This is a genomic window from Streptomyces sp. WMMB303 (assembly GCF_029351045.1).
Taxonomy (GTDB): domain Bacteria; phylum Actinomycetota; class Actinomycetes; order Streptomycetales; family Streptomycetaceae; genus Streptomyces.
Genome location: NZ_JARKIN010000001.1, coordinates 207,519 through 228,636, shown reverse-complemented (window position 1 = coordinate 228,636; position 21,118 = coordinate 207,519). Strand labels below are relative to the sequence as shown.

The following is a 21,118-nucleotide window of genomic DNA, read 5'->3' as shown; positions in this document are numbered from 1 at the left end:
CGCGTGACGAACGACATCGACCTTCGGCACCTGCGGCGCTGCGTGGACCTGGCGGCGGAGTCACTGGAAGCGGGCGACGAGCCCTTCGGCTCCGTACTGGTCGGGGGAGACGGCGTCGTGCTGGGCGAGGGCCGCAACCAGGTGGCCGGCGGCGACCGCACCCAGCACCCCGAGTTCGCCCTCGCCCGCTGGGCCGCGGAGCACCTGACCCCCGAGGAGCGGGCCGCGGCCACCGTCTACACCTCGGGCGAGCACTGCGCCATGTGCGCCGCCGCCCACGGCTGGGTGGGCCTCGGGCGGATCGTGTATGTGGCCTCCGGCGCACAACTGGCCGACTGGCTCGCCGCATGGGGCGTCCCCGCCGCACCGGTCGCCCCCCTGCCGGTCACCCAGGTGGTGCCGGACGCCGTCGTGGAAGGACCGGTGCCCGAACTCCTCGACGAGGTACGGGCCCTGCACCACCGTCTGCTCACGGGGTCCGGTCCGCGGGCCGCCGCCTGACGGGCGGTGCGGGTGCGCCGTCCGCGCGGCACCGGGACGGCGCGCGTCGGCCGGAGGGCCGGAGGGGCCCGCTTCGGGTATCCGTGGATCCGCCCGCTCCAGGTGCCGGTACGTGCCGGTCGTCGGCGAACCCCGCAATCGCATCCGCGTTCCTGGATACCGGATGAGCATGCCGGTTCGTACGTGCGGCGATTCGGGGGGGCGTTGGTGATATGGGTCTGGAGATGCGGGAGATCGAGGCGTTCCTGGCGGTGGCCGAGGAACTGCACTTCGGCCGGGCGGCGGAGCGGCTGACGCTCTCGACCTCGCGGGTGAGCACCCTGGTCCGTACCGTGGAGCGCCGGGCGGGGACCCCACTCTTCGAGCGGACGAGCAGGCGAGTGCGGCTGACCCCCTCGGGTGAGCACCTGTTCGCCGAGCTGCGGGCGGCGTACATCCGGATCGAGCGGGCGGTCGCCGAGGTGCGGGAAGCCGCCGGGCAGGGCGGCAAGGGGCTTCTCCACCACCCTTCCGGAGAAGGTGCCCCCGGCGCTCGTCGAGGCGTTCGAGGGCAGATTCCCGGCTGCCCGGATCGTGCAGTCGGCCCACCCGACAGTGGACCTGTTCGACTGGATCGGGGCGGAGGGGCGCTGGCCCGTCGACGTGTTCGTGACCTGGATGCGGGTGGAATCGGCGCCGCTCCCCGAACTGGTCGTCGGGCCGGTGCTGCAGCGCACGCCGCGTACGGTGATGATGTCCGTCGACCACCCGCTCGCCGGGGGCGCGACGGTGCACGTGGAGGACCTGGCCGAGCACGAACTGATCTACCCCAGCCTGCCGAAGTGGTACGGGGACGCCTGGGCCCCCGCCATCACCCCCGGAGGCCGGAAGCTCTCGTTCCGGCGGCCCGATTCGCGTAATATCGAGGACGTGCTGCCGCTGGTCGCCGAACAGCGTCTCGTCCACCTGACGTTCAGCTCGCTGCTCGACGCCTACCACCGCCCCGGCGTGGTCGTGCTGCCGCTGCTGGGGCTGCCGTCGATGCCGATCCGCCCGGTGTGGGCCGCCGCGACGCGGCACGCGCTCGGCCAGTCGTTCGTCGACGAGGCCGCCGCGTTCGCCCGGGCGGGCGGCTGGCTCGCCGACGGACCCGCAGCCGCGTCCCGGTGATCGTTTCGTCTGGCATCACGGTCGTGCTGCGATCGGGCGTTGTTCCAGGTCGGAGCGGGCGGAATGATGGATTGCATGAGCGAGGACACCCGCGAGGACGCGGCGATACGGCGGTTCCGGATCGAGATCCCCAGAAGTGAGACGGACGCTCTCGCCGCCCGGCTCGCGGCGACCAGGTTCGCCGATCCGGCCCCCGGCCCGGACCACGGTGTGACGACCGACCGGGTCCGGCACCTGGTGGAGTACTGGCGGCACGGCTACGACTGGCGGGCCCAGGAGGAGCGGCTCAACCGCCACCCGCAGTACACCACCCGGATCGACGGGCAGCGGGTGCACTTCCTGCACGTCCGCTCCGAACACGCCGACGCGCTGCCGCTGCTGCTGACCCACGGGTGGCCCGGCTCGGTCGTGGAGTTCGAGAACATCGTCGCCCCTCTCACCGCGAGCGGCTTCCACCTGGTGATCCCGTCGATCCCCGGCTTCGGCTTCTCGGGCCCGACCACCGAGCAGGGCTGGGACAACCGGCGGATCGTCCGTGCCTGGGACACCCTGATGCGGCGACTCGGCTACGGACGGTACGGCGCGGCGGGCAACGACGCGGGGTCGATGATCTCCGTCGAGGTGGGCAGGGCCGCTCCGGAGCGCGTCGTGGGCACCCACGTCACCCAGGTCTTCTCCTTCCCCTCGGGTGATCCGGCCGAACTGGCCGGACTGACCGACGAGGAGCGGCAGGCGCTCGAGAACCTGAACTGGTTCATGGAGCACAAGTCGGCCTTCAACCAGGTGCACGCGCAGCAGCCGCAGACCCTCGCGCACGCGTTGCTGGACTCGCCGGCGGGACTGCTGGGCTGGCTGGACCAGTTGCTGGGCGAGGAACTCGACGACGACTTCGTGCTGACCACCGCCGCGATCCACTGGTTCACCCGGACCGCGGGATCCGCGCTCCGGCTGTACCACGAGAACGCCAAGGCGCCCCGGCCGGACGGCCGGACGACGGTGCCGCTCGGGCTGTCCGGATCCGTGGGCGACTTCTACGGAATCCGCCGGTTCGCCGAGCGCGACCACGGCGACATCCGATTCTGGACGGTGCATCCGGAGCCCACCCACTACCTGCACCACGTCGCCCCCGGGACGCTGGCCGACGACCTCGTGGCGTTCTTCGAGAGCCTGTGAACAGCCCGGACAACCTGTGACCTCGAACAGCCTGTGAACCTCGAACGGATGGAGAAGACCGTGACCGGACGACTCGTACTGGAGCAGGCGCACCAGGCGCTGCGCGCGGCGGTGCGCGGGGCCGGCCCGGCGGACCTGCGGCTGCCGACACCCTGCGGGAAGTGGGACGTCGCACAGGTCCTGCAGCACGCGGTGGGCGACCAGCTCGCCTTCGCCGCCTTCCTGACCGGAGGCCCCGGCCCGGCCGAGGACCCCTTCGCCCCCTCGGGCGAGCTCGGCGACGAGCCCGGGGTGCTGCTGGAGCCGGCGCTCACCGCGGCGGCCGCCGCCTGGGCGGAGGTGCCCGCCGCCGCCGAGGAGGTGCGGGTGCCGGTGCCGCCCAACACGATGACCCCGGAGCTCGGCCGGGGAGCCTGCGCACTCGACGCCGCCGTGCACGCCTGGGACATCGCGGTCGCGCTCGGGCGGCCCTCGCCGCTGACCGCGGACCTGGCCGCGGCCGTGCTGCCGACCGCCCGGCAGATCGTCGAACCGCTCCGGAACTTCGGCGCCTACGCACCGGCGCTGGAGCCCGGCACCGACCCGGCGGGCGCCTCGGCCGCCGAGGGGCCGAGCGGCGAACTGCTCCGCTACCTGGGGCGCCGCCCCGACTGGTCGCCGGCGGTCTGAGCGCGCGGTACCGGCGCCCCCGCCGCCGTCACCGCCCCGGGAGCTGTGCCGCGGGCGGCTCCGCGGCGGTGCCGGCTGCCGGGCCAGGGCGACCGACCGTGGCCTCATCGGCCGTGCGGGGCGCGGCCTCAGGCGTCGGCTGCCGCCGCCCACCGGCGGCTCCAGTCGCCGAGCGGGCTGAGGGCGTCGACGAGTTCCTCGCCGAGCGGCGTCAAGTGGTAGCCGTCGTCCCGCAGGGTGAGCAGCCGGGCCCGGGCCAGCTCCTCCAGCCGGGTGCTCAGCACGCTGGAGGACATCCGCTCGCACCGGCGCTGGAGCTCCCGGAAGCCGGCCGGGCCCTGGCTGAGTTCCCAGACGATGCGCATGGTCCAGCGGCGTCCGAGCAGGTCGAGGGCTGCCATGATCGGGCGGCCCGATGCGGATCCGCGGACCGGTGTGCCGGGCCGGGGTGCTGCGGCTCCGATGTCCACTCCTGGCTCCCTTCTCTTGTGCTTCGCCTTTCGAAGCAGCATAGTGGTTCGAAAATCGAAGCAGGGAGGCGCTGTGCCGCGTATCGAACCGCTCACTCCTCCGTACCCCGCCGACGTCGCCGGGGCACTGGATCGCTGGATGCCCCCGGGAGTGCCGCACGAGCCCCTCGTGCTCTTCCGGGTGCTGCACCGCAACCCCGCGCTCGCCTCCCGGATGTTCGCGCTGGGCGCCGGTCTGCTCGGCCACGGCTCCCTGCCCGCCGTCGACCGCGAGCTCGTCATCGCGCGGGTGACGGCACGTGCGGATTGCGGTTACGAGTGGGGTGTGCACGCCGCAACCCTCGCCCGGCAGGCCGGACTCGGCCCCGAGCAGTTGCGTGCCACCGTCGACCCCGGCGCGGCGGCCGATCCGGTCTTCACACCCCGGCAGGCGGCGCTGTTGGACGCCGTCGACGAACTGCACGAGACGGCACGGCTGACCGAGCCCGCCTGGACCGCGCTGCGGGCCCACTACGAGGACGTGCAACTGCTGGAGCTCCTCGTGCTGATCGGCTGGTACCGGACCATCAGCTGCCTGGCCAACGGACTGCTGCTGGAGGACGAGCCCTGGGCGCAGCCGTTCTCTTCCCGGTGAGCCCCCGCACCTCGGGGGCTGCGGCCGGGCACCATCGGCCGCACCTCCTGAGACGGCTCCCGCGCCCGCAGCGGCCCCCGTCGCGTTCCCGAGGGGGCCGGAATTCCACCCTTCCTTTCCCCGGAGCCCTGTCAGGGTCCTGCGCACATTCCATGCGGCGCGCGGCGGAGGAGACTGGCAGCAGATGGAGAAGGAACGTCGAATCGCCTTGGTCACCGGCTCTTCCTCCGGGATCGGCGCTGCCGTGGCCCGCCGTCTGACGGAAAGCGGGATGCGTGTCGTCGTCAATTCGAGCAGCTCGACCGGGGCCGGTGAGAAACTGGCCGAAGAACTTCCCGGCGCCCGCTACATCACCGGGCAGGTGCTCGCCGTCGACGGCGGCACGGAGTTGCTCCAGCCTCCGACCGCGCCCCCCCCGCGGGAGGGGAGGCGGACTTCGTCCGGCCGCCCGGAAGCGCACGGTCAGGCCGGGGGTCCGCCCTGGGGTGTGGGCTCCCGGGCGGGCTTTGCGGGCGGTGCGCCACCTTTCGCGCTGATCAGCCGCACTCCGCGCACGGACGGCAGGGAGAGGACGAAGGCATTGGCGGCCACCTGCCAGCAGACCCCGACGGCCAGCACTGTCGAGATGCTCGTACGCTCCGCCAGTGGTCCGGCCAGTGCAAGGCCGAGCGGGCCGATGGAGTAGGCACCGAACGACACGTACGACATCACCCGGGAGAGCGCCTCACGCGGCACGTACTGCTGAATGGTCGTCATCCACAAGGCGTTGAAGACCGAGTTGGCCACCCCCGCGCACAGCGCACCGGCGCACACCACGCCGAGCGGCGCCCCGGCGGTCAGCGCGGCGGAGGGGGCCGCCCACAGCACTGTGACCAGGGTGGTGACCAGTAGTGGTCGCGAGGGCCGCCGGCCGAGCAGGAGCAGCCCGCCGAGGACGGAGCCGAGGCCGTAGACCGCCACGATCGCGCCCCACGAGCCGGCTCCGGTGTAACTCTCGTCCGCGGCGGCCGGTCCGAGCACCAGATACGGCGCCCAGACCACGAAGTTGAACATGGTGAACTGCAGCGTCACCGTCCACAGCCACCGGTGCGCGGTGAACACCCCCCAGCCGTCGCGCAGTTCGCGCAGCACGCCGGTGCCGACGACCGCCGCCCGCGACGGAGGGACGTGCAGCCGCATCAGGAACAGGGCGCACAAGGCGTAGGTTCCGGCGTCCACCATCAGCACCGTGGCGGGGGAGGCCAGCGTCACCAGTACCCCCGCGAGTGCGGGGCCCGCCACGCCGGCCACCGAGTTGCCCAGGCCGATCATGGTGTTGGCGTCCGGCAGCCGCGCGGGGGAGACCACGTGCGGCACCAGTCCGTCGAAGGAGGGCTTGAAGAAGGCTTCGCCGACGCCGCCGAGCGCGGCCAGCAGGAGGAGTTGCCACAGCCGGACCGAGCCGGTCAGGAGCAGTACTGCCAACGCACCCTGGGTCAATGCGCGCAGCCAGTCGGAGCACAGCATGATCAGGCGGCGGGGCAGCCGGTCGCCGAGGACTCCTCCGCCCAGCAGGAGGGCGACGAGCGGCACGATGCGCGCCGCCATCACGAAGCTGAGGTCGGAGAGCGAGCCGGTGGCCTCCAGGACGGCGAACGCGAGCGCGACCGTCGCCATGGCGGTGCCGAGCATCGAGGTGGTGTAACCAATGAAGAAGATGCGGAAATTCCGCTCCCGTAGGACAGCCAGATGCCGTAATGCCTGGCGCAGGGAGTGCCGCGGGCGGCTCGCCATGTGTCCGGTCGCTCCTTCGGTGCTGGGTCCGGATCGAAAATTCTTACACCACGCTGCTCGGTGCCGCCGCGATAGTGGGCCGGGTCGCCGAGCTGCCTCGGCTCGGTGAACTCCGGAGGTTTCCCGGACCGGGCGCGCTGCGCCCGGAAACGGAGCAGAGTGTTCCCAGCTCTATTTCACGTCTTTCCGCTTGCTTCTCCGCTCTGCTTTTCCCGGAGACGGAGCGGGCATCTCACAAGGAGCGAGCCCGGGAATTCCGCGGGCGTGGAGGTGTGGAATGGTTCCCGCGCAGGGCGAACCGCCCGGCGACGTATGGAGCGCGATGCTCGATGCCGCCGAGAGGTGTCCGGACGCCGTCGCGCTCCGCGACGAGACCGAGGAGATCAGCTGTGCCCGGCTGGTCTCCGAGGCCCGGCACGGGGTGGCGACCGGGTGCGCCGCCGGACCGGCGACGGGTGCGGCACCCGCGTCCACCGGCACCGCGGCCTGCGCGCTGCCCGGTGGCCGCAGGCCGGGGCTCAGCCGTCCAGCCAGTCGCCGGCGACCGCGGACGGCGCGTAGCCCTGGGCGTTCCACAGGAAGTGCGGATGGGCGCAGCCGAACATGTAGGAGAGCAGAGCCGTGTCCTCCTTGCAGGCGGGCGGCCGGTGCAGGGTGTGGAACAGGTCCGCACCCACCTCCCCGGAATCGGTCTGGACCGCGCGGGCACCCCGGCCACCGGCCAGACACGCCCGGACTCCGGCGATGTAGGTGCGGCGCAGGATCTCCCAGACCGAACCGACGTTGCCGCGCCACTCCCCGTGCAGCGCCTCGAACGCGGCCAGTTCACGGTCGAAGAGCCGCCAGACGGCGGGCTGCTCCCGGCGGCAGCGCGCCGAGAGGGCGGCCGCCGCGGCACCGAGGTGCTCCACCAGCGGGATGTCGCCGACCTCCAGCGCAACCCCCTCGGTCAGCAGGCCGGTGCAGGCGTTGGGCTCGATGCCGCACAGGAGGCAGTCCTCCCGTGTGCGGAGGCCGTCGGTGATCCCGTCGAACCACAGGGCGTGCCGGCCCGTCAGCCCTTCCCAGACGACGGTGGTGTTCATCAGCCAGGAGTTCCAGCGCAGGTCGTGGGATTCCGGCAGGCATCCGTATTTGAGGAGCGCGAGGACGCAGGCGCCGTAGAGCGCCTTGTCGTGGGTGGACATGGAGCTCAGCCAGAAGTTGCTGGCCTCGCCGGTGACCGCGTCGGCGCGTACGTCGGTCATGTCGTTGAGCACACGGCACAGGACCAGCGCCGCCAGGTGCTCCTCCTGCCACAGCTCCTCGTCCGGCGAGACGTGCCAGAACAGGCAGTCCATGAGCTGGAGCAGGGAGTAGGACGGCTTGTCGAGCGGCGTGCGTTGGGGGAGTGCGACCGTGCCCGCCACATGCCGGTCGAGCCAGTACTCGTCGACCGACCTTTTGTAGGCGGCGTAGAGTCCGCACAGCAGAGCGCGTGCCCCGTTGCTCGTGCGGTCCCGCGCGAGCCCCCGCCGCACGCGCCGGGCGCTCTCGGACACCTCGATCGCCGCCTCGACGCGCTTGTACTCGTGGAGTACCAGGATGTCGTCCTGGTGCCGGAAGCGGAGGCCGAGGTCCCGTTCGGAGTCGTTCATCTTCCGGGTCCACACCCAGCCGCCGGTCAGCACGCTGTCGAGTTCCTTACGCTCGGGCCAGGTCTTGACCCTCAGCGGGCGTCCGTCGCTCCTGCGCCAGTCGTAGTCCTCCAGCCCGCGGGGGAGCGGTTCGGGCAAGTGGGCGCAGAGCGCACAGCCGCACATGTCGTCGTATGCGGGTGCGTCCGGGCCTGCGGCGCGCTCGCGCCAGGCGCCCTCCAGTAATGCGCACGAGAGCCGGCACAGATCGACGCCGGTCTCCATCCCGGGGAAGTCCTTCTGTATGACGGCGAGGCCCGCCTCCAGCCGCCGCAGGCGCTCCGCTCCGGGCTCGTCGAGTGTGGTGAATTCCCGGGGCGTCCGGCGCAGCGCGCCCTCCACGGGGAATGTGGCGCGATGCCGCTCTTCCCGGCGGACTGCCGTGTCGCGACGCGCGATGCCGGCTTTCTCGCGTTGTTTGAAGTCGTCTGTAGAACTCCTGATCACATTCTTGATCATGTTTGCCAGTTCGCCACTGGTCGCGCTTCGTTCCATCGGTGAGTCCCTCCTGCTCGTGGGGTCGCCCACGGGTGGTGCTGCGCGCATGACAAGCGCGCGCGGTTGCGGCGGCTCAGCGCACTACCCGGGTGGGGTGCCGATCCGGACGCTCGCCGATGACCTGTCCGCAGCAGGTCGGCAGGCAGAAGGGCCCTTCCGGTCACGCGCTTCGTGGGGTGGGCCGCGAGGCCGGCGGGACGTCCTGCCGGTACCAGAAGAGTCTCCCCATAATCGACGGATGCATCCGGGGTGTGTACGCGGTATGTGCCTGGCTCATGTGACTGATCCAGGACGATCAAAGTAGACCAGAAAAAGAACTCCTACGTGAGTAGATGTTCAAGAATCATCAACAAGTTACTGCGGGGAACTGTTCGAACAGTCCCGGCCGTTCCGCCGGCGACTGCGGGTGGCATATGACGACCGCAGTGCGCGGGGTAATGAGCCCCGCCCGCAGGTCGGGGTGGATCGACCGTCGGATGCCGCGGGATTCCGGGGCCGGGGCCGCCGCGGCCGAAGGGAGCCGGATTTCACCCAGGGTTGTTCGAACGGAAATCCGGGATGTATGGCGGAACATGGCATCTCCTGCGGGGCGGCCCCGCGCCTGGCTAAACTCCCCGACTCCCGGCGGGTTGGCGCGCTCACGGGAGCTGTGGCCTGCCGTCACACCGCTTCTGGAGCACTTTGCGAAAGGAAGTGGAAGTGTCGGCGGACCACTCGGCGAGAGCCGCCTCCGGCCATGGATCCGGCCGCCCGAGAGCGATTCCGACCCGCCCCGCCCGAGCAATTGGTTGAGGACCCAGATGGAACTTGCCACGACCCCACCCGCAGCCCGGCTGCCCGCTGCCTGGTACGCGTGGTGGGCACTTCCCGTAGCGATATGCGTGGCCACGGCCGTCGCGGTGGTCGCGGGGTCGGCCGGGGCACAGCCGGCGGTCCTCATCGCCGGAGCGGTGGCCACCGCGGCCACCGCCGTGTGTGTCGAGCGCCTGCTGAACTGCGAACGCCGGTTCCGCCACGCGGCCGGCAGCCACCGGGACCAGACGATGCGGGAAAAGGAGCAGTGGGAGCGGTGGCTGGCCTCGGTCGAGGAGAAGTACACCGCCGAGCTGTCGGCCCTGCAGGCGCGCCTGACCGACGTCACCGAGCGGCACCGGGTGCAACTGCTGCGGCTGCCGGAGGAGTTCCTGCCTGCCGCCATCGACGCGCTGCGCCAGGGCGAGGCGATGGACGACCTGCTGCGGCCGCTGGCCGAGGACCCCGAGGTGCCCGAGGAGTTCCGCGGCACCTTCCGGAAGATCCTGCGGTCCGCGATGATCGCGATCGAGGAGGAGTTCGACCGCAGCACCTCGGCTCGCCAGTCGGTGGTCAGCATCGGCAGCCGGATGCAGGTCTACACCAGCAAGATCCGGGCCCAGCTGCACGAGATGCAGGGCGTGCACGGCAATCTGCCGACGGTGGCGCGCGACCTGATGCAGCTCGACCAGGAGATCGGTCCCGCCGACTGCCTGGCCGCCAGCATCGTCGTGCTGGGGGGAGCGGACCGGCCGGGCAGGCAGTGGCAGACCCACCAGCCGCTGATCAGCGTCGCCCGGGGCGGCATGGCGCGCATCAAGGAGTACAAGCGTGTGCAGCTGCGCAGCCTCCCGGAACTGGGCGTGGACGGCAGCCTGGTCGACCATCTCACGCTGATCCTCGCCCACCTGATGGACAACGCGACGCGGTACTCGCCCCCGGCCGAGACGGTGATCGTCTCCGGCCGGGAGGTCCCCAACGGGCTGGGCATCGAGATCCAGGACGCCGGGACCGGGCTCAAGGAGGAGAAGCGGCGCCAGGCGCTGCGGCTGCTGGACGGGGTGGCCGTCGGCTCGGGCCCGGGCGGACTGGCCGAGGACGCCCAGCTGGGCCTCCGGGTCGTGGGAAACCTCGCGCGCAAGTACGGCATCACGGTCACCTTCGACCACTCGCCGTGGCTCGGCACCGCCGTCGTGGTCGTCGTGCCGCACAAGTACTTCAAGCCTCTCGACCAGCCCCGCTATCCCGACCCGTCCTCGGTGCGGGCCGCCATCCCCCGGCGGCGGCCCGATCCGGTCCCGGTGAGCCCGCCGACGGACGAGGTACCGGACGAGGAGCCGCTGCCGGGCGGCACCACGCCGGGTGGTCTGCCCAAGCGGAGCAAGCAGTCCGCGGACGGACCCGGCGTCCGCCACGGCATGCGCGCCCCGGCCGGCGAGGACCCGGGCGTACCGCCGGAGGAGTCGTTCGCCGGACTGGCCGCCTTCGTCTCCGGCAGCGGCCCCTCCTCCGCCCCCGACACGCACGACCGCCTCGATGACCGACAAGAGGGTGACTAGCCACATGACGCAGCACCAGACCGACCTGAGCTGGGCGCTCCGCGAACTGGCGGAGAGCATCCAGGAGATCCGCTTCGCGCTGGTGGCCTCCTCCGACGGGAAGGCCATCACGTCCTACGGCGCGGACCCGGACGACGCCGACCGGTTCGCCGCCATCGTCGCGGGCCTGCAGTCGCTCGCCCAGCCGGTCGCCGAGCAGTTCCCCAAGGAGAACGGCCGGCTCCGGCTCGCCGGGATCGAGGTGGACGGCGGGCACCTGTTCGTCGTCCGCGCGGGAACCGAGACATACCTGGGCGTGCTCGCCAGGTCCGGACTCGACCAGGGCCTGCTCGGGCACCAGATGAGGGACTGCGCCCGCAGGATGGGGGATCTCCTCGGGACCGTGCCGCGGCAGGGGCAGCCTGGATGACCCAGCCGCGGCAGGGCTCGGGCCCGGGCGGGCTGGAGCGCTACTACGTACTCACCGGTGGCCGCAGTACCCCCGGGGGAGCGGCGACCCTCGACGTGGCCACCCTGCTCGTCGCCCGCTCCGCGCCGGAGCCCGGGGTCCAGCCCGAGCACGACGCCATCCTCCGCTGGTGCCGCGACCCGCTGTCGGTGGCCGAACTGGGCGCGCACCTGCGGCTGCCCTTCAACATCCTCGCGGTGCTGGTGGCCGATCTGCTGGGCGCAGGCCGGGTGGAAGCCCGTGATCCGATCGCAGGTACGGGCGACCCCGGCCCCGACCTCGCGCTTCTCGAGGAGGTACTCAGTGGACTTCAACGGCTTTGACCAGCCGGCGTTCCCGCAGCGGGCGGACGCGCTGAACCAGGGGAGCCGGTCGGTCAAGGTGATGGTCGCCGGCGGCTTCGGCACGGGGAAGACGACCATGGTCGGCTCGGTGAGCGACATCGTGCCGCTCACCACGGAGGAGACCCTCACGCAGGCCAGCGCCGGAGTCGACGATCTGGTCGGTGTGGCGGACAAGAAGAGCACCACGGTAAGCCTCGACTTCGGCCGGATCAGCCTGAACGAGCAGCTCGTGCTGTACCTGTTCGGCACCCCGGGCCAGGAGCGGTTCTGGTTCCTGTGGAACGGGCTGTTCAAGGGCGCGCTCGGTGCGGTCGTCCTGGTGGACACCCGTCGCTTGCAGTCCAGCTTCCGTGCCATCGAGGAGATGGAGCGCCTGGAGGTCCCGTTCGTCATCGCCGTCAACGTCTTCCCGGACGCCCGCCGCCACCCGGCCGAGGAGGTGCGGGAGGCCCTGGCCGTCTCGCCCGCCACCCCGATCGTCGACTGCGACGCACGCGATCGGGTGTCGAGCCGCGATGTGCTGATCACGCTCATCCGCCACGTCAAGGAACGCTCCGCCGCCGTATTGGAGTCCCGATGAACGCCCAGCCCTCCGACGGTACGCGCCTGGAGGCGCCGCTCCCGCCCGCCGGCTGCCCGGTGGGGCACGCCGGTGCGGCGACCCGGCTGTACGCGGCGGAGTCCACGGCCGATCCGTACGCGACCTACTCGCGGCTGCGCAAGCAGTACGGACCGGTGGCGCCGGTCCTGCTGGAGGGGGATGTGCGTGCCTGGCTGGTGCTCGGCTACCGGGAGAACCGGCGGGCGCTGGACAACCCGGGCCAGTTCAGCCGGGACTCGCGACGGTGGCGGGACTGGCAGGAGGGCCGGATCGAGGAGATGTCCCCGCTCATCCCGATGCTGGGCTGGCGGCCCGACTGCCTCTCCCAGGACGGGGAGCCCCACCAGCGGCTGCGCGGCGCGGTCACCGACAGCATGGCGACGGTCGCGAACCGCGGGATACGCCGCCACGTCGTGCACTTCGCGCACAAGCAGATCGACGCCTTCGCGCACACCGGCCGCGCCGACCTCGTCCCGCAGTACTCCGATCACCTGCCGATGCTGGTGCTCACCCGGCTCTTCGGGCTGCCCGAGTCGGAAGGGGAGCAGCTGGTGGCGTCCTGCGCCAGAATGATGCGGGGCGGTGACGGCGCCGTCGAGCACAACGAGCGGATCATGCGGGTCCTCGCCGGTCTGACGGCGCACAAGCGGGCCGAGCCCGGCCCCGATTTCGCCACCGGACTGATCGAGCACCCCGCCTGCCTGGACGACGACGAGGTGCAGAATCACCTCCGCCTCGTCCTCATCGCCGCTCACACCACCACCAGCAATCTGCTGGCCCGGGTGCTCCAGGCGGTGCTCAGCAGCAGTTCCCATCTCGCCGACCTGGTGAGCGGGCAGCTGACCGTCACGGCCATCGTCGAGGAGATGATGTGGAACTCGCCGCCGCTGGCCGTGCTGCCGGGCCGGTTCGCCACCGCCGACTGCGAACTGGGCGGCCAGCAGGTCAAGGCGGGCGATCTGCTGATCCTCGGACTGGGTCCGGGGAACCTGGACCCGGAGATCCGGCCGCGCACCGGCACGGCCGTCCGCGGAAACCAGGCCCATCTGGCGTTCAGCAGCGGCCCGCACGAGTGCCCGGGGCAGGCCATCGGGCAGGCCGTCATCGAGACGGCGGTGGAAGTACTGGTGCACCGGCTGCCCGGTCTGCGGCCCGCCGTCGATCCCGCCGAGCTCACCGACACGGCCTCCACCTGGGAGACCCGATTGGACCGCCTTCCCGTCACCTTCCCGGTGTAGCGCCGGAGTCGGGGGCGGAGCGGGTTCGAGGGGCCGGTTCTTTGGTACAGACCTATTGACCTACTGGTCTAGTCCACTTAAGGTCTGCGTCACCTTCATCTGTGGCGGCCTCGCGGAGGCGGCACGTCGCGGGGCCGCCGCCCGGTGCGACACCGACCCCCCAGGAGGAATCAGATGGTGTCCCCCAGACGCGGGAGAAACCCGCTCAGACGCGGGAGAGCCGCGCTCTCCGCGGTCGCGGCCGCGACCGCGGCGCTGCTGCTCGGCGGTCTCACCGCCCCCGCGGCAGCCGCACCGCACGCCGCACCCCCCTCCGGTACGAACTCCGCGTCCGCGCCGGGCGGCGCGGACGAGTCCTGCCGTCCCGACGGCCTCTACTCCACGCCGGGCGTCGACGTCCCCTACTGCTCGGTCTACGACGACAACGGGCGCGAGAAGATGGGCAGCGACCATCAGCGCCGCGTCATCGGCTACTTCAGCAGTTGGCGCACCGGCAAGGACGGCAACCCGGCGTACCTCGTCGACGACATCCCGTGGGACAAGGTCACCCACCTCAACTACGCCTTCGCGCACGTCGGCGCCGACGACCGGATCTCGGTCGGCGCCGACGGCGCGGACACCCCGGCCACCGGAATGACCTGGCCCGGTGTCCCGGGAGCCGAGATGGACCCCGCGTACGCCTACAAGGGCCACTTCAATCTGCTCAACAAGTTCAAGAAGCAGCACCCGAACGTGAAGACCATGATCTCCGTCGGCGGTTGGGCGGAGAGCGGCGGCTACCTCGGCGACGACGGGGAGCGGGTGGCCTCCGGCGGGTTCTACTCGATGGCCACCAACTCCGACGGCTCGGTGAACCGCACCGGCATCGAGACGTTCGCCGACTCCGCGGTGGACTTCGTGCGCACCTACGGCTTCAACGGCGTCGACATCGACTACGAGTACGCCACCAGCATGAAGGACGCGGGCAATCCGCTGGACTGGTCGCTGGCCGACCCGCGGCGCGCGGGCCTGGTGAAGGGCTACGACGCGCTGATGAAGACGCTGCGCCAGAAGCTCGACCGGGCCGGGGCCGAGGACGGGCGGCACTACCTGCTCACGGCCGCCGCACCGGCCTCCGGATGGCTGCTGCGCGGTATGGAGACGTACCAGATGCAGAAGTACCTGGACTACGTCAACATCATGTCCTACGACCTGCACGGCGCCTGGAACAAGTACGTCGGGCCGAACGCCTCGCTCTTCGACGACGGGAAGGACGGCGAACTGGCCGCCGCAGGCGTCTACAACACCTCGCAGTACGGCGGCATCGGCTACCTGAACGCCGACTGGGCGTACCACTACTTCCGCGGATCGATGCCCGCCGGCCGCATCAACATCGGACTGCCCTACTACACCCGCGGGCACAGGAACGTGCAGGGCGGCACCGACGGGCTCTGGGGCACCGCGCCCTCGTCCGACTGCCCCGCCGGGTCCGGGCTCAGCACGTGCGGAGACGGCGCCGTCGGCATCGACAACCTGTGGCACGACAAGGACGCGAACGGGGAGGAGTCCCCCGCGGGGTCGAACCCGATGTGGCACGCCAAGAACCTGGAGAAGGGCGTCGTCGGTGACTATGTGACCGACTACGGCTTCCCCGCCGACACCTCCCTGGAGGGCACCTACACCCGGCACTACGACTCGACGCTCGTGGCGCCCTGGCTGTGGAACGAGAAGAAGAAGGTCTTCCTGTCCACCGAGGACGAGCAGTCGGTCGCGGCGAAGGCCGACTACGTGGTGGACCGCGGCCTGGGCGGGACGATGGTCTGGGAACTGGCGGGCGACTACGGCTGGAACGGCGAGAAGGGCCAGTACGAGAGCGGTGACACGCTCACGACCGTCATGTACGACGCCTTCAAGTCCGCCTCCCCGTACGGTGCGCGGCGGGCGGGCACCGACCTGCCCACCGACGCCGTCGACATCGACGTCTCCTTCGGGGACTTCCCGCTGGGCGACTCCAACTACCCCATCGGCCCGAAGCTGACGATCACCAACAACACCGGGACCACGCTGCCGGGCGGTACCGAGTTCCAGTTCGACTACGGAACCTCCGCCCCGGACAACGCCAAGGACCAGTCCGGCTTCGGCGCGAAGGTGATCAAGAGCGGCCACAGCGGGCCCAACAAGGGCGGACTCGACGGCGACTTCCAGCGCGTCTCACTGAAGGTGCCGGGCTGGCAGTCCGTGCCGCCCGGCGGCTCGATCTCGCTCGACTTCGTCTACTACCTGCCCGTCTCGACCCCGTCCAACTGGACGGTGACCATCGACGGCACGACCTACGGGCTCGCCGGGGACCTGAGGCGCGGTACGACCGTGGTGGAACCCGGCTCCGGCGATCCGGGCGATCCCGGGGAGCCCGGTGAGTGCTCCGGCGACGCGTGGGCGGCCGCCACCGTCTACCACGGCGGTGACGTGGTGGCGCACGACGGCCACACCTGGAAGGCCAAGTGGTGGACGCAGGGCGACGAGCCCGGCACCACCCAGGGAGGAGGCGTCTGGGAGGACCTCGGCGCCTGCTGAGCCGGACACTGCTCCCCGGCCGTCGGGCGGCGCACGGCCTCCGTCCGCCGCCCGACGGCGACTCCGGCGCCCGCCGCTGTGCCGGGGCGCCGCCCGGCGGTACGGACCGCCGCGTGGCGGGAGCCCGGGCCGGGCGCGCCGAGGTTTCGCGCGCCACGTCCTGGTGACCCCGGAAGGCGGCGGACACACGGCCCGGACACCGGGCGTGTGACTTTCGCCCGGCGGCCACGGGAGGACCGCGGGAAGCAGCGGACGAACGCCCTCCGCTCTCCGCCGCCGGCTGCGGGCCGTCCGCCCGCCGTCGGAGCGGCCCGCCGGACGCGGAGGAGGCCCGATCCGCCGCGGAAGGAGATCCCGATGTCGCACCACACGCTCCACACCACCGCGGCCTACTCGGTGAAGGGTGATGCTTCCTCGCCGGACGGCGACCGGGTGGGTGTGGAAGAGGGCGGGAGGGAACTGCCGGTGGCCGCCCCTCCCGGCCCGCAGGCGCCCCACGACGGGACGGAATGGAGCCCGGAGCAGCTCTACGCCGCCGCCGTGGCGTCCTGCCTGCACCAGACACTGGGCGTGGTCGGCAGCGAGACGGGCGCCGACCTGAGCGGCAGCCGGGTGCGCGCCGAGGTGGCCCTCAGCCACGAGGGTGCGCTGCGCTACTCCTTCACCACCCGCGCCGCGGTCGCGCTGCCGAACGTCGATCCGCGTGCGCGGAACGGCATCGTGCGGGAGGCGATGCGCTCCTGCCCGGTGTCGGCGGAGGTCGAACTCGTCGACCCCTGACATCCGCGACCCCGGCCGGGGTGCCGACGGCCCGCTGTCTCGCCGCCGCATCCGGACGCTGCGGCGTTCCGTCGCCCCGGTCCCGGGGCGTGGGCCCGGCCGGCTACGCCTTCGCGCCGCCGGAGGACCGCAGCATGCCGGGGGAGAGGTCGAAGCTGAGCGCGAGGCCCTTCTCGGCGGCCTCGGCGCCGGTGAGCCGGACGCCCTCGGGCAGCTCGTCCTCGAGGTTCACGGTGCGCTGACCGAGCTGGTCGGCGAACCCGTCCATGCCGGGCAGCGAGGTCAGGGTGTCGATCCGCAGCTGCTGACCCATGACGCGCACGCTCTTCGGGGTGATGGTCAGGCCCCCGTCCGGGGAGGCGGAGACCGTGTTCAGCACGGTGACCGGGATTCCGAGACCGCCCACGGGGCCCGAGAGCGTGAGGTGGCTGCCGTCCGTGCCGGGCTTCATGTCCCGCACCGGCTCGGGCAGCCGCTCGGCCAGTTCGTCATAACCCACCGTGACGGTGGCCGACCCCGAGTGCGCGCTGCCGTCGGTGGACACGCCGTGCAGGGCCGCGTCCACGGCGAAGGACGTCCCCTCGCGCCGGACCTCGTCCGCGCTGATGTGCACGGTCCCCACCCGGCCGGTCAGGGTCTTCAACCCGGCCAGCGGGTCCGTGAGCTCGGCGTGCACGCCGCTGGCGGAGTCGCCGAACTCGGACCGGACGGCGTCGGTGGCGCGCTGCTGCGCCTCGTGTTCGACGAACGCGTTGGCACCCCCGCCCGCGGCGACGACGGCAGCGAGCGCGGAGACGGTGACGAGAACGATACGGCGGGTCTTCATCGAGGGTGGTACTCCCTGTCTGGGACGCGGCGCCGGGAGGGTGGCGCCGGGCACCGCCCGGGCCCGGGGACGGGGCCTCGAGCGGTGCGCACCGGGCGGGTGCCCGGCGGTTACGTGTGGGGGATGGCGGTGGTGGCCGACCGCGTCGTCGGTGTCGGCGTCGGGCTTCCGGACCGAGGTCCCGCCGGGGCGCCTGAGGTACGGCCCGGCCGGGCGCCGGAGCGCCGGGCCCTCCGGACCGGCGTTCCACCATGTGCCGGATTCCGGGTCCGCAACGGGTGGCTGCCGGAGCGGTAAGAGCACTTTTGGTGGAGTATGCCATGACACCCCGCCCGTACCGTGCGCTCTGTGTCACACCGCACGGCACCGCACCGCTGTGCGCCGGGACCCGCACGGAGCGTGGCGGGTGCGCCTTCCCGGCCGGCGCGGGCGGGCGGAGCCCTCTCCGCAGCAGCGGAAGTGGCTGGTGCCGGACCGGTGTGTGCCGCGATGCGCTGGGGGATTCCGGGTTTGGGACGCCGCGATAGCTCATTGGGATGGCACCCGGGGGCAGGCTCTCGACGCCGTTGTCACGCAAAAGCAATGATCTGCGCATCAGTTCCACCTTGCGTCGGGATTACGGCGCATTTCGGTGAAGGAGCAGTGTGTGATGAAGATGCGCGGAGCAGTGTGCGCGGCGGCGGCGGCGCTGGCCTTCGTGGGCGCGGGAAGTGCGCAGGCGGCCACCCCGTCGAGTCCGGGGGTCTCCGCCGCACCGGTCCGAGCGGCCGAACGGGCCGCGGTCGGGCGGATCATGAGTGACCACATCATCCGGCCGCGGGCGACCATCTGCAAGAACCAGGCGTGGACCTCGGGGAACGGCCGGGCCGTGCTGCGGATGCAGCAGGACGGCAACTTCGTCCTGTACAAGGACGGCCGCGCCGTCTGGCAGGCGCCGCACACCTGGAGCCGCGGCAACTGTGCCGTCTTCCAGGAGGACGGCAACTTCGTCGTCTACGACAGCGCCGGAAAGCCTGTCTGGGCGGCCGGCACCTGGCACAAGGGTGCCTACCTCGCCATTCAGGACGACGGCAACGTCGTCATCTACAACAGCGCCCGACGGCCGGTCTGGGCGACCAACACCGGCGACTGACGCCTTTGCCCGGCCGTTCCCCGCGCACCGCGGGGAACGGCCGGGGCCCGGAGTACGCCCGGCGCCCGTCTCACCTGGCCGGTTCGTCCGCCGGTTCGTCGGGTGCGGCCGACGGGCCGACCGGTGCCGACTCCGGCGCGTGCGCCGCCGGCAGGGCGCAGGCCATCAGCGCAACGGCCGCGCATACCGCCGCGCTCGCCGCGAACACCGAGCGGTACGCCAGGTCCGCACCGGCGTGTGCGGTGGCGAGGGTGACGAGGGCGGCCAGTCCCACGACCCCGCCGAGCTGGCGGGTGGTGTTCATCAGTCCGGAGGCCGCGCCCGCGTCCTGCTCCTCGACCCCGGAGGTGACGGTCGTGGTGATCGGGGTGATCAGCAGGCCCATCCCGGCGGACATCACGATCGCGGGTCCCAGCAGGCCGTCCCAGTAGCCGCTGTGCTCCCCGATGCGGCTCTGCCACAGGAAGCCGACCGCGGCGAGCAGGGCGCTGAGCACGATCAGCGCGCGGGCGCCGGTGCGGCGCATGGCCACGGGTGCCAGCCGCGCTGCCGTGATGCCGACGAGGGTGTGCGGCAGGAAGCCGACCCCGGTGGCGAGGGCTCCGTAGCCGAGGACGTCCTGCATGTAGAGCGAGAGGAAATACCACATGGGGATGAAGCAGGCCCCGGCCAGCAGCATGGTGACATTGCCCGCCCAGATCGGCCGCAGCCGCACCAGCCGCGGCGGCATCAGCGGAGCAGCCGCGAACCGGGCCTCCGCGTACACGAAGGCGGTCAGTGCGGTGGCACCCAGTCCCAGTCCCGCCAGTGTGGTCGGGTCGCCCCAACTGTGCTTCCCGGCCTGGTTGACGCCGTAGACGAGCGCGGTGACACCCAGGGTGGCCAGCACCGCGCCCGGGATGTCGAGCCGTCCGGAGCCGTTGCGTTCGGTGTCGGCGGGGAGCAGACGCACGGCCGCCAGCACGGCCGCTGCCCCGATGGGCACGTTGATGAGCAGGATCCAGCGCCAGGACAGCGTGTCGGTCAGCACGCCGCCGATCAGGTTGCCCGCCGCGCCGCCGGCCGAGCTGACGGCCGTCCAGATCGCCAACGCCTTGGTGCGGCGCGCGCCTTCGGCGAACGTGGTGGTCAGCACCGTCAGCGTGGCCGGGGCGAGCACCGCGGCTCCCAGTCCCTGGACGGCCCGCATCGCGATGAGCAGGCCCGGCGCCACGGCGAGGCCGCCCACCAGACTGGCGGCGGAGAACAGCACGAGCCCCCACAGGAACACCCTTCGGCGGCCGAAGACATCGGCCAGTCGGCCGCCCAGGAGCAGGAATCCGGCGAAGACCAGCGCGTAGCTCCCCACGACCCACTGCAGCCCCGCGGCGTCGAAGCCGAGGGCGGTCCGAATGGACGGCAGTGCGACGTTGACCACCGATACGTCCAGAACCACCATGAACTGCGCCGCGCAGGCCAGCCACAGCAGCGCCGTCTGGCGGCTCGTCAGGACGCCGGCTCGCGCCGCGCCCTCCAACGGGCCGCCGGGGGCCCGGCTTTCACGTCGTCCCATGTCTTTTCCCCATCGTCGCCCGACCTTTATAGTACAGCGGTACTATGAAAACGCGCCGACCGGAAAGGGGTCACCGTGCCGAAACGCGTCGACCACACCCAGCGCCGGGCGCACATCGCCGACGCCCTGGTCCGGGTGGCCGCGCGCGACGGGCTGCACGCGGTGACGCTGCGCGCGGTCGCCGCGGAAGCGGGAATGTCCCTGAACCTGGTGCAGTACTACTTCGACACCAAAGCCGAGTTGCTGCACGCCGCGCTATTGCGTCTGGAACGCCTGAGCCACGAGCGGTGGGCCGCGCGGCTCGCGGCACTGGACGATCCCGACTCGGCACGGGCCTGTCTGGAGGCCTTCGTCGACGAGGCGCTGCCGGCCGACGAGGCCCGCCACACCTTCCGCCTCGTCTGGATGTCCTACGCCGTGCTCGCCATGACCGACCCCGAACTGGCCGCCCAGCCCTTCGTCGCAGGCCCCGACCGGCTCGAGCGCCAACTCGCCGGGATCCTCACCGCGGCGCAGTCCGCCGGAGAGATCGCGAGCGACCTCGACCCCGACGCGGAGGCCGCCCGGCTGCTGAGCCTCAGCCACGGCGTCGGAACCAGCGTCCTGGTCGGACAGCGCACCCCGGAACAGGCCCGCGACGTGCTGCGCTACCACCTGGCCCGACTGTTCAGCGCCGCCTCCGTCCACCCCTGAGCCGCCGCCCGCCGTCCGACGGGCGGACCCCGACCGCGGGCCGCCGGGACCACGGCC

The 21,118-nt window shown here is 71.8% G+C and carries 19 protein-coding genes and 2 pseudogenes; 16 read left to right on the top strand and 5 right to left on the bottom strand.

Annotated features, from left to right (window positions below):
• Nucleotides 1–3: 3 nt before the first annotated feature.
• The 5 genes and pseudogenes from P2424_RS01070 to P2424_RS01050 all read left to right on the top strand — a co-directional run bounded on the left by P2424_RS01070 (nt 4) and on the right by P2424_RS01050 (nt 3,492).
• The gene (locus P2424_RS01070) at nt 4–501 is read left to right on the top strand and encodes a nucleoside deaminase (protein WP_276473919.1); all 498 of its coding nucleotides are present in this window, start codon (nt 4–6) and stop codon (nt 499–501) included.
• Between the two features lie 212 nt (nt 502–713).
• A pseudogene (locus P2424_RS01065) lies at nt 714–893 on the top strand (LysR family transcriptional regulator); the annotation flags it as partial.
• Nucleotides 894–900: 7 nt separating this feature from the next.
• Nucleotides 901–1,650 carry a LysR substrate-binding domain-containing protein gene (locus P2424_RS01060; RefSeq protein ID WP_276473918.1) on the top strand — a complete coding sequence of 250 codons (750 nt, stop codon included), beginning with the start codon at nt 901–903 and terminating at the stop codon, nt 1,648–1,650.
• 75 nt (nt 1,651–1,725) lie between these two features.
• Nucleotides 1,726–2,823: an epoxide hydrolase gene (locus P2424_RS01055; RefSeq protein WP_276473917.1), complete on the top strand. Its 1,098-nt coding sequence runs from the start codon at nt 1,726–1,728 to the stop codon at nt 2,821–2,823.
• Between the two features lie 60 nt (nt 2,824–2,883).
• Nucleotides 2,884–3,492 (top strand): TIGR03086 family metal-binding protein, encoded by a 609-nt coding sequence (locus tag P2424_RS01050; RefSeq protein ID WP_276473916.1) that lies wholly within the window; start codon nt 2,884–2,886, stop codon nt 3,490–3,492.
• A gap of 128 nt (nt 3,493–3,620) precedes the next feature.
• Here the strand turns inward: P2424_RS01050 and P2424_RS01045 are convergent, their stop codons facing one another.
• On the bottom strand, nt 3,621–3,956 hold the full coding sequence (locus P2424_RS01045; protein WP_276478774.1) for a helix-turn-helix domain-containing protein: 336 nt from the start codon (nt 3,954–3,956) through the stop codon (nt 3,621–3,623).
• Between the two features lie 79 nt (nt 3,957–4,035).
• Here P2424_RS01045 and P2424_RS01040 point away from each other — a divergent pair, with 79 nt between their 5' ends.
• Both P2424_RS01040 and P2424_RS01035 read left to right on the top strand, forming a co-directional pair.
• Nucleotides 4,036–4,596 (top strand): carboxymuconolactone decarboxylase family protein, encoded by a 561-nt coding sequence (locus P2424_RS01040; RefSeq protein ID WP_276473915.1) that lies wholly within the window; start codon nt 4,036–4,038, stop codon nt 4,594–4,596.
• Between the two features lie 184 nt (nt 4,597–4,780).
• A pseudogene (locus P2424_RS01035) lies at nt 4,781–4,927 on the top strand (SDR family NAD(P)-dependent oxidoreductase); the annotation flags it as partial.
• 131 nt (nt 4,928–5,058) lie between these two features.
• Here P2424_RS01035 and P2424_RS01030 read toward each other — a convergent pair.
• Both P2424_RS01030 and P2424_RS01025 read right to left on the bottom strand, forming a co-directional pair.
• Nucleotides 5,059–6,369, bottom strand: a complete 1,311-nt coding sequence (locus P2424_RS01030; RefSeq protein WP_276473914.1) for an MFS transporter — start codon at nt 6,367–6,369, stop codon at nt 5,059–5,061.
• A gap of 518 nt (nt 6,370–6,887) precedes the next feature.
• Nucleotides 6,888–8,540, bottom strand: a complete 1,653-nt coding sequence (locus P2424_RS01025; protein WP_276473913.1) for a hypothetical protein — start codon at nt 8,538–8,540, stop codon at nt 6,888–6,890.
• An 803-nt stretch (nt 8,541–9,343) separates the two neighbouring features.
• Between P2424_RS01025 and P2424_RS01020 the strand changes: the two genes are divergently transcribed.
• The 7 genes from P2424_RS01020 to P2424_RS00990 all read left to right on the top strand — a co-directional run bounded on the left by P2424_RS01020 (nt 9,344) and on the right by P2424_RS00990 (nt 16,858).
• Nucleotides 9,344–10,894, top strand: a complete 1,551-nt coding sequence (locus P2424_RS01020) for an ATP-binding protein (RefSeq protein ID WP_276473912.1) — start codon at nt 9,344–9,346, stop codon at nt 10,892–10,894.
• 4 nt (nt 10,895–10,898) lie between these two features.
• The gene (locus P2424_RS01015; protein ID WP_019359768.1) at nt 10,899–11,303 is read left to right on the top strand and encodes a roadblock/LC7 domain-containing protein; all 405 of its coding nucleotides are present in this window, start codon (nt 10,899–10,901) and stop codon (nt 11,301–11,303) included.
• Nucleotides 11,300–11,665: a DUF742 domain-containing protein gene (locus P2424_RS01010; protein ID WP_276473911.1), complete on the top strand. Its 366-nt coding sequence runs from the start codon at nt 11,300–11,302 to the stop codon at nt 11,663–11,665. The genes P2424_RS01015 and P2424_RS01010 overlap by 4 nt, the downstream gene beginning before the upstream one ends.
• A gap of 31 nt (nt 11,666–11,696) precedes the next feature.
• Nucleotides 11,697–12,266 carry an ATP/GTP-binding protein gene (locus P2424_RS01005; protein ID WP_239501925.1) on the top strand — a complete coding sequence of 190 codons (570 nt, stop codon included), beginning with the start codon at nt 11,697–11,699 and terminating at the stop codon, nt 12,264–12,266.
• Nucleotides 12,263–13,525, top strand: coding sequence for a cytochrome P450 (locus tag P2424_RS01000; protein ID WP_276473910.1), 1,263 nt, complete (start codon nt 12,263–12,265; stop codon nt 13,523–13,525). Before P2424_RS01005 ends, P2424_RS01000 begins: the two co-directional genes overlap by 4 nt.
• A gap of 174 nt (nt 13,526–13,699) precedes the next feature.
• Nucleotides 13,700–16,078 (top strand): glycosyl hydrolase family 18 protein, encoded by a 2,379-nt coding sequence (locus P2424_RS00995; RefSeq protein ID WP_276473909.1) that lies wholly within the window; start codon nt 13,700–13,702, stop codon nt 16,076–16,078.
• Between the two features lie 357 nt (nt 16,079–16,435).
• Nucleotides 16,436–16,858: an OsmC family protein gene (locus tag P2424_RS00990; RefSeq protein WP_276473908.1), complete on the top strand. Its 423-nt coding sequence runs from the start codon at nt 16,436–16,438 to the stop codon at nt 16,856–16,858.
• 103 nt (nt 16,859–16,961) lie between these two features.
• Here the strand turns inward: P2424_RS00990 and P2424_RS00985 are convergent, their stop codons facing one another.
• Complete coding sequence (locus P2424_RS00985; protein ID WP_276473907.1) at nt 16,962–17,684, bottom strand: hypothetical protein; 723 nt, start codon at nt 17,682–17,684, stop codon at nt 16,962–16,964.
• Nucleotides 17,685–18,333: 649 nt separating this feature from the next.
• Here P2424_RS00985 and P2424_RS00980 point away from each other — a divergent pair.
• Complete coding sequence (locus P2424_RS00980) at nt 18,334–18,816, top strand: hypothetical protein (protein ID WP_276473906.1); 483 nt, start codon at nt 18,334–18,336, stop codon at nt 18,814–18,816.
• A gap of 70 nt (nt 18,817–18,886) precedes the next feature.
• Here P2424_RS00980 and P2424_RS00975 read toward each other — a convergent pair whose 3' ends face one another.
• Nucleotides 18,887–20,368, bottom strand: coding sequence for an MFS transporter (locus P2424_RS00975; protein WP_276473905.1), 1,482 nt, complete (start codon nt 20,366–20,368; stop codon nt 18,887–18,889).
• A 75-nt stretch (nt 20,369–20,443) separates the two neighbouring features.
• Between P2424_RS00975 and P2424_RS00970 the strand changes: the two genes are divergently transcribed.
• Nucleotides 20,444–21,061 (top strand): TetR/AcrR family transcriptional regulator, encoded by a 618-nt coding sequence (locus P2424_RS00970; protein ID WP_276473904.1) that lies wholly within the window; start codon nt 20,444–20,446, stop codon nt 21,059–21,061.
• Nucleotides 21,062–21,118 lie beyond the last annotated feature (57 nt).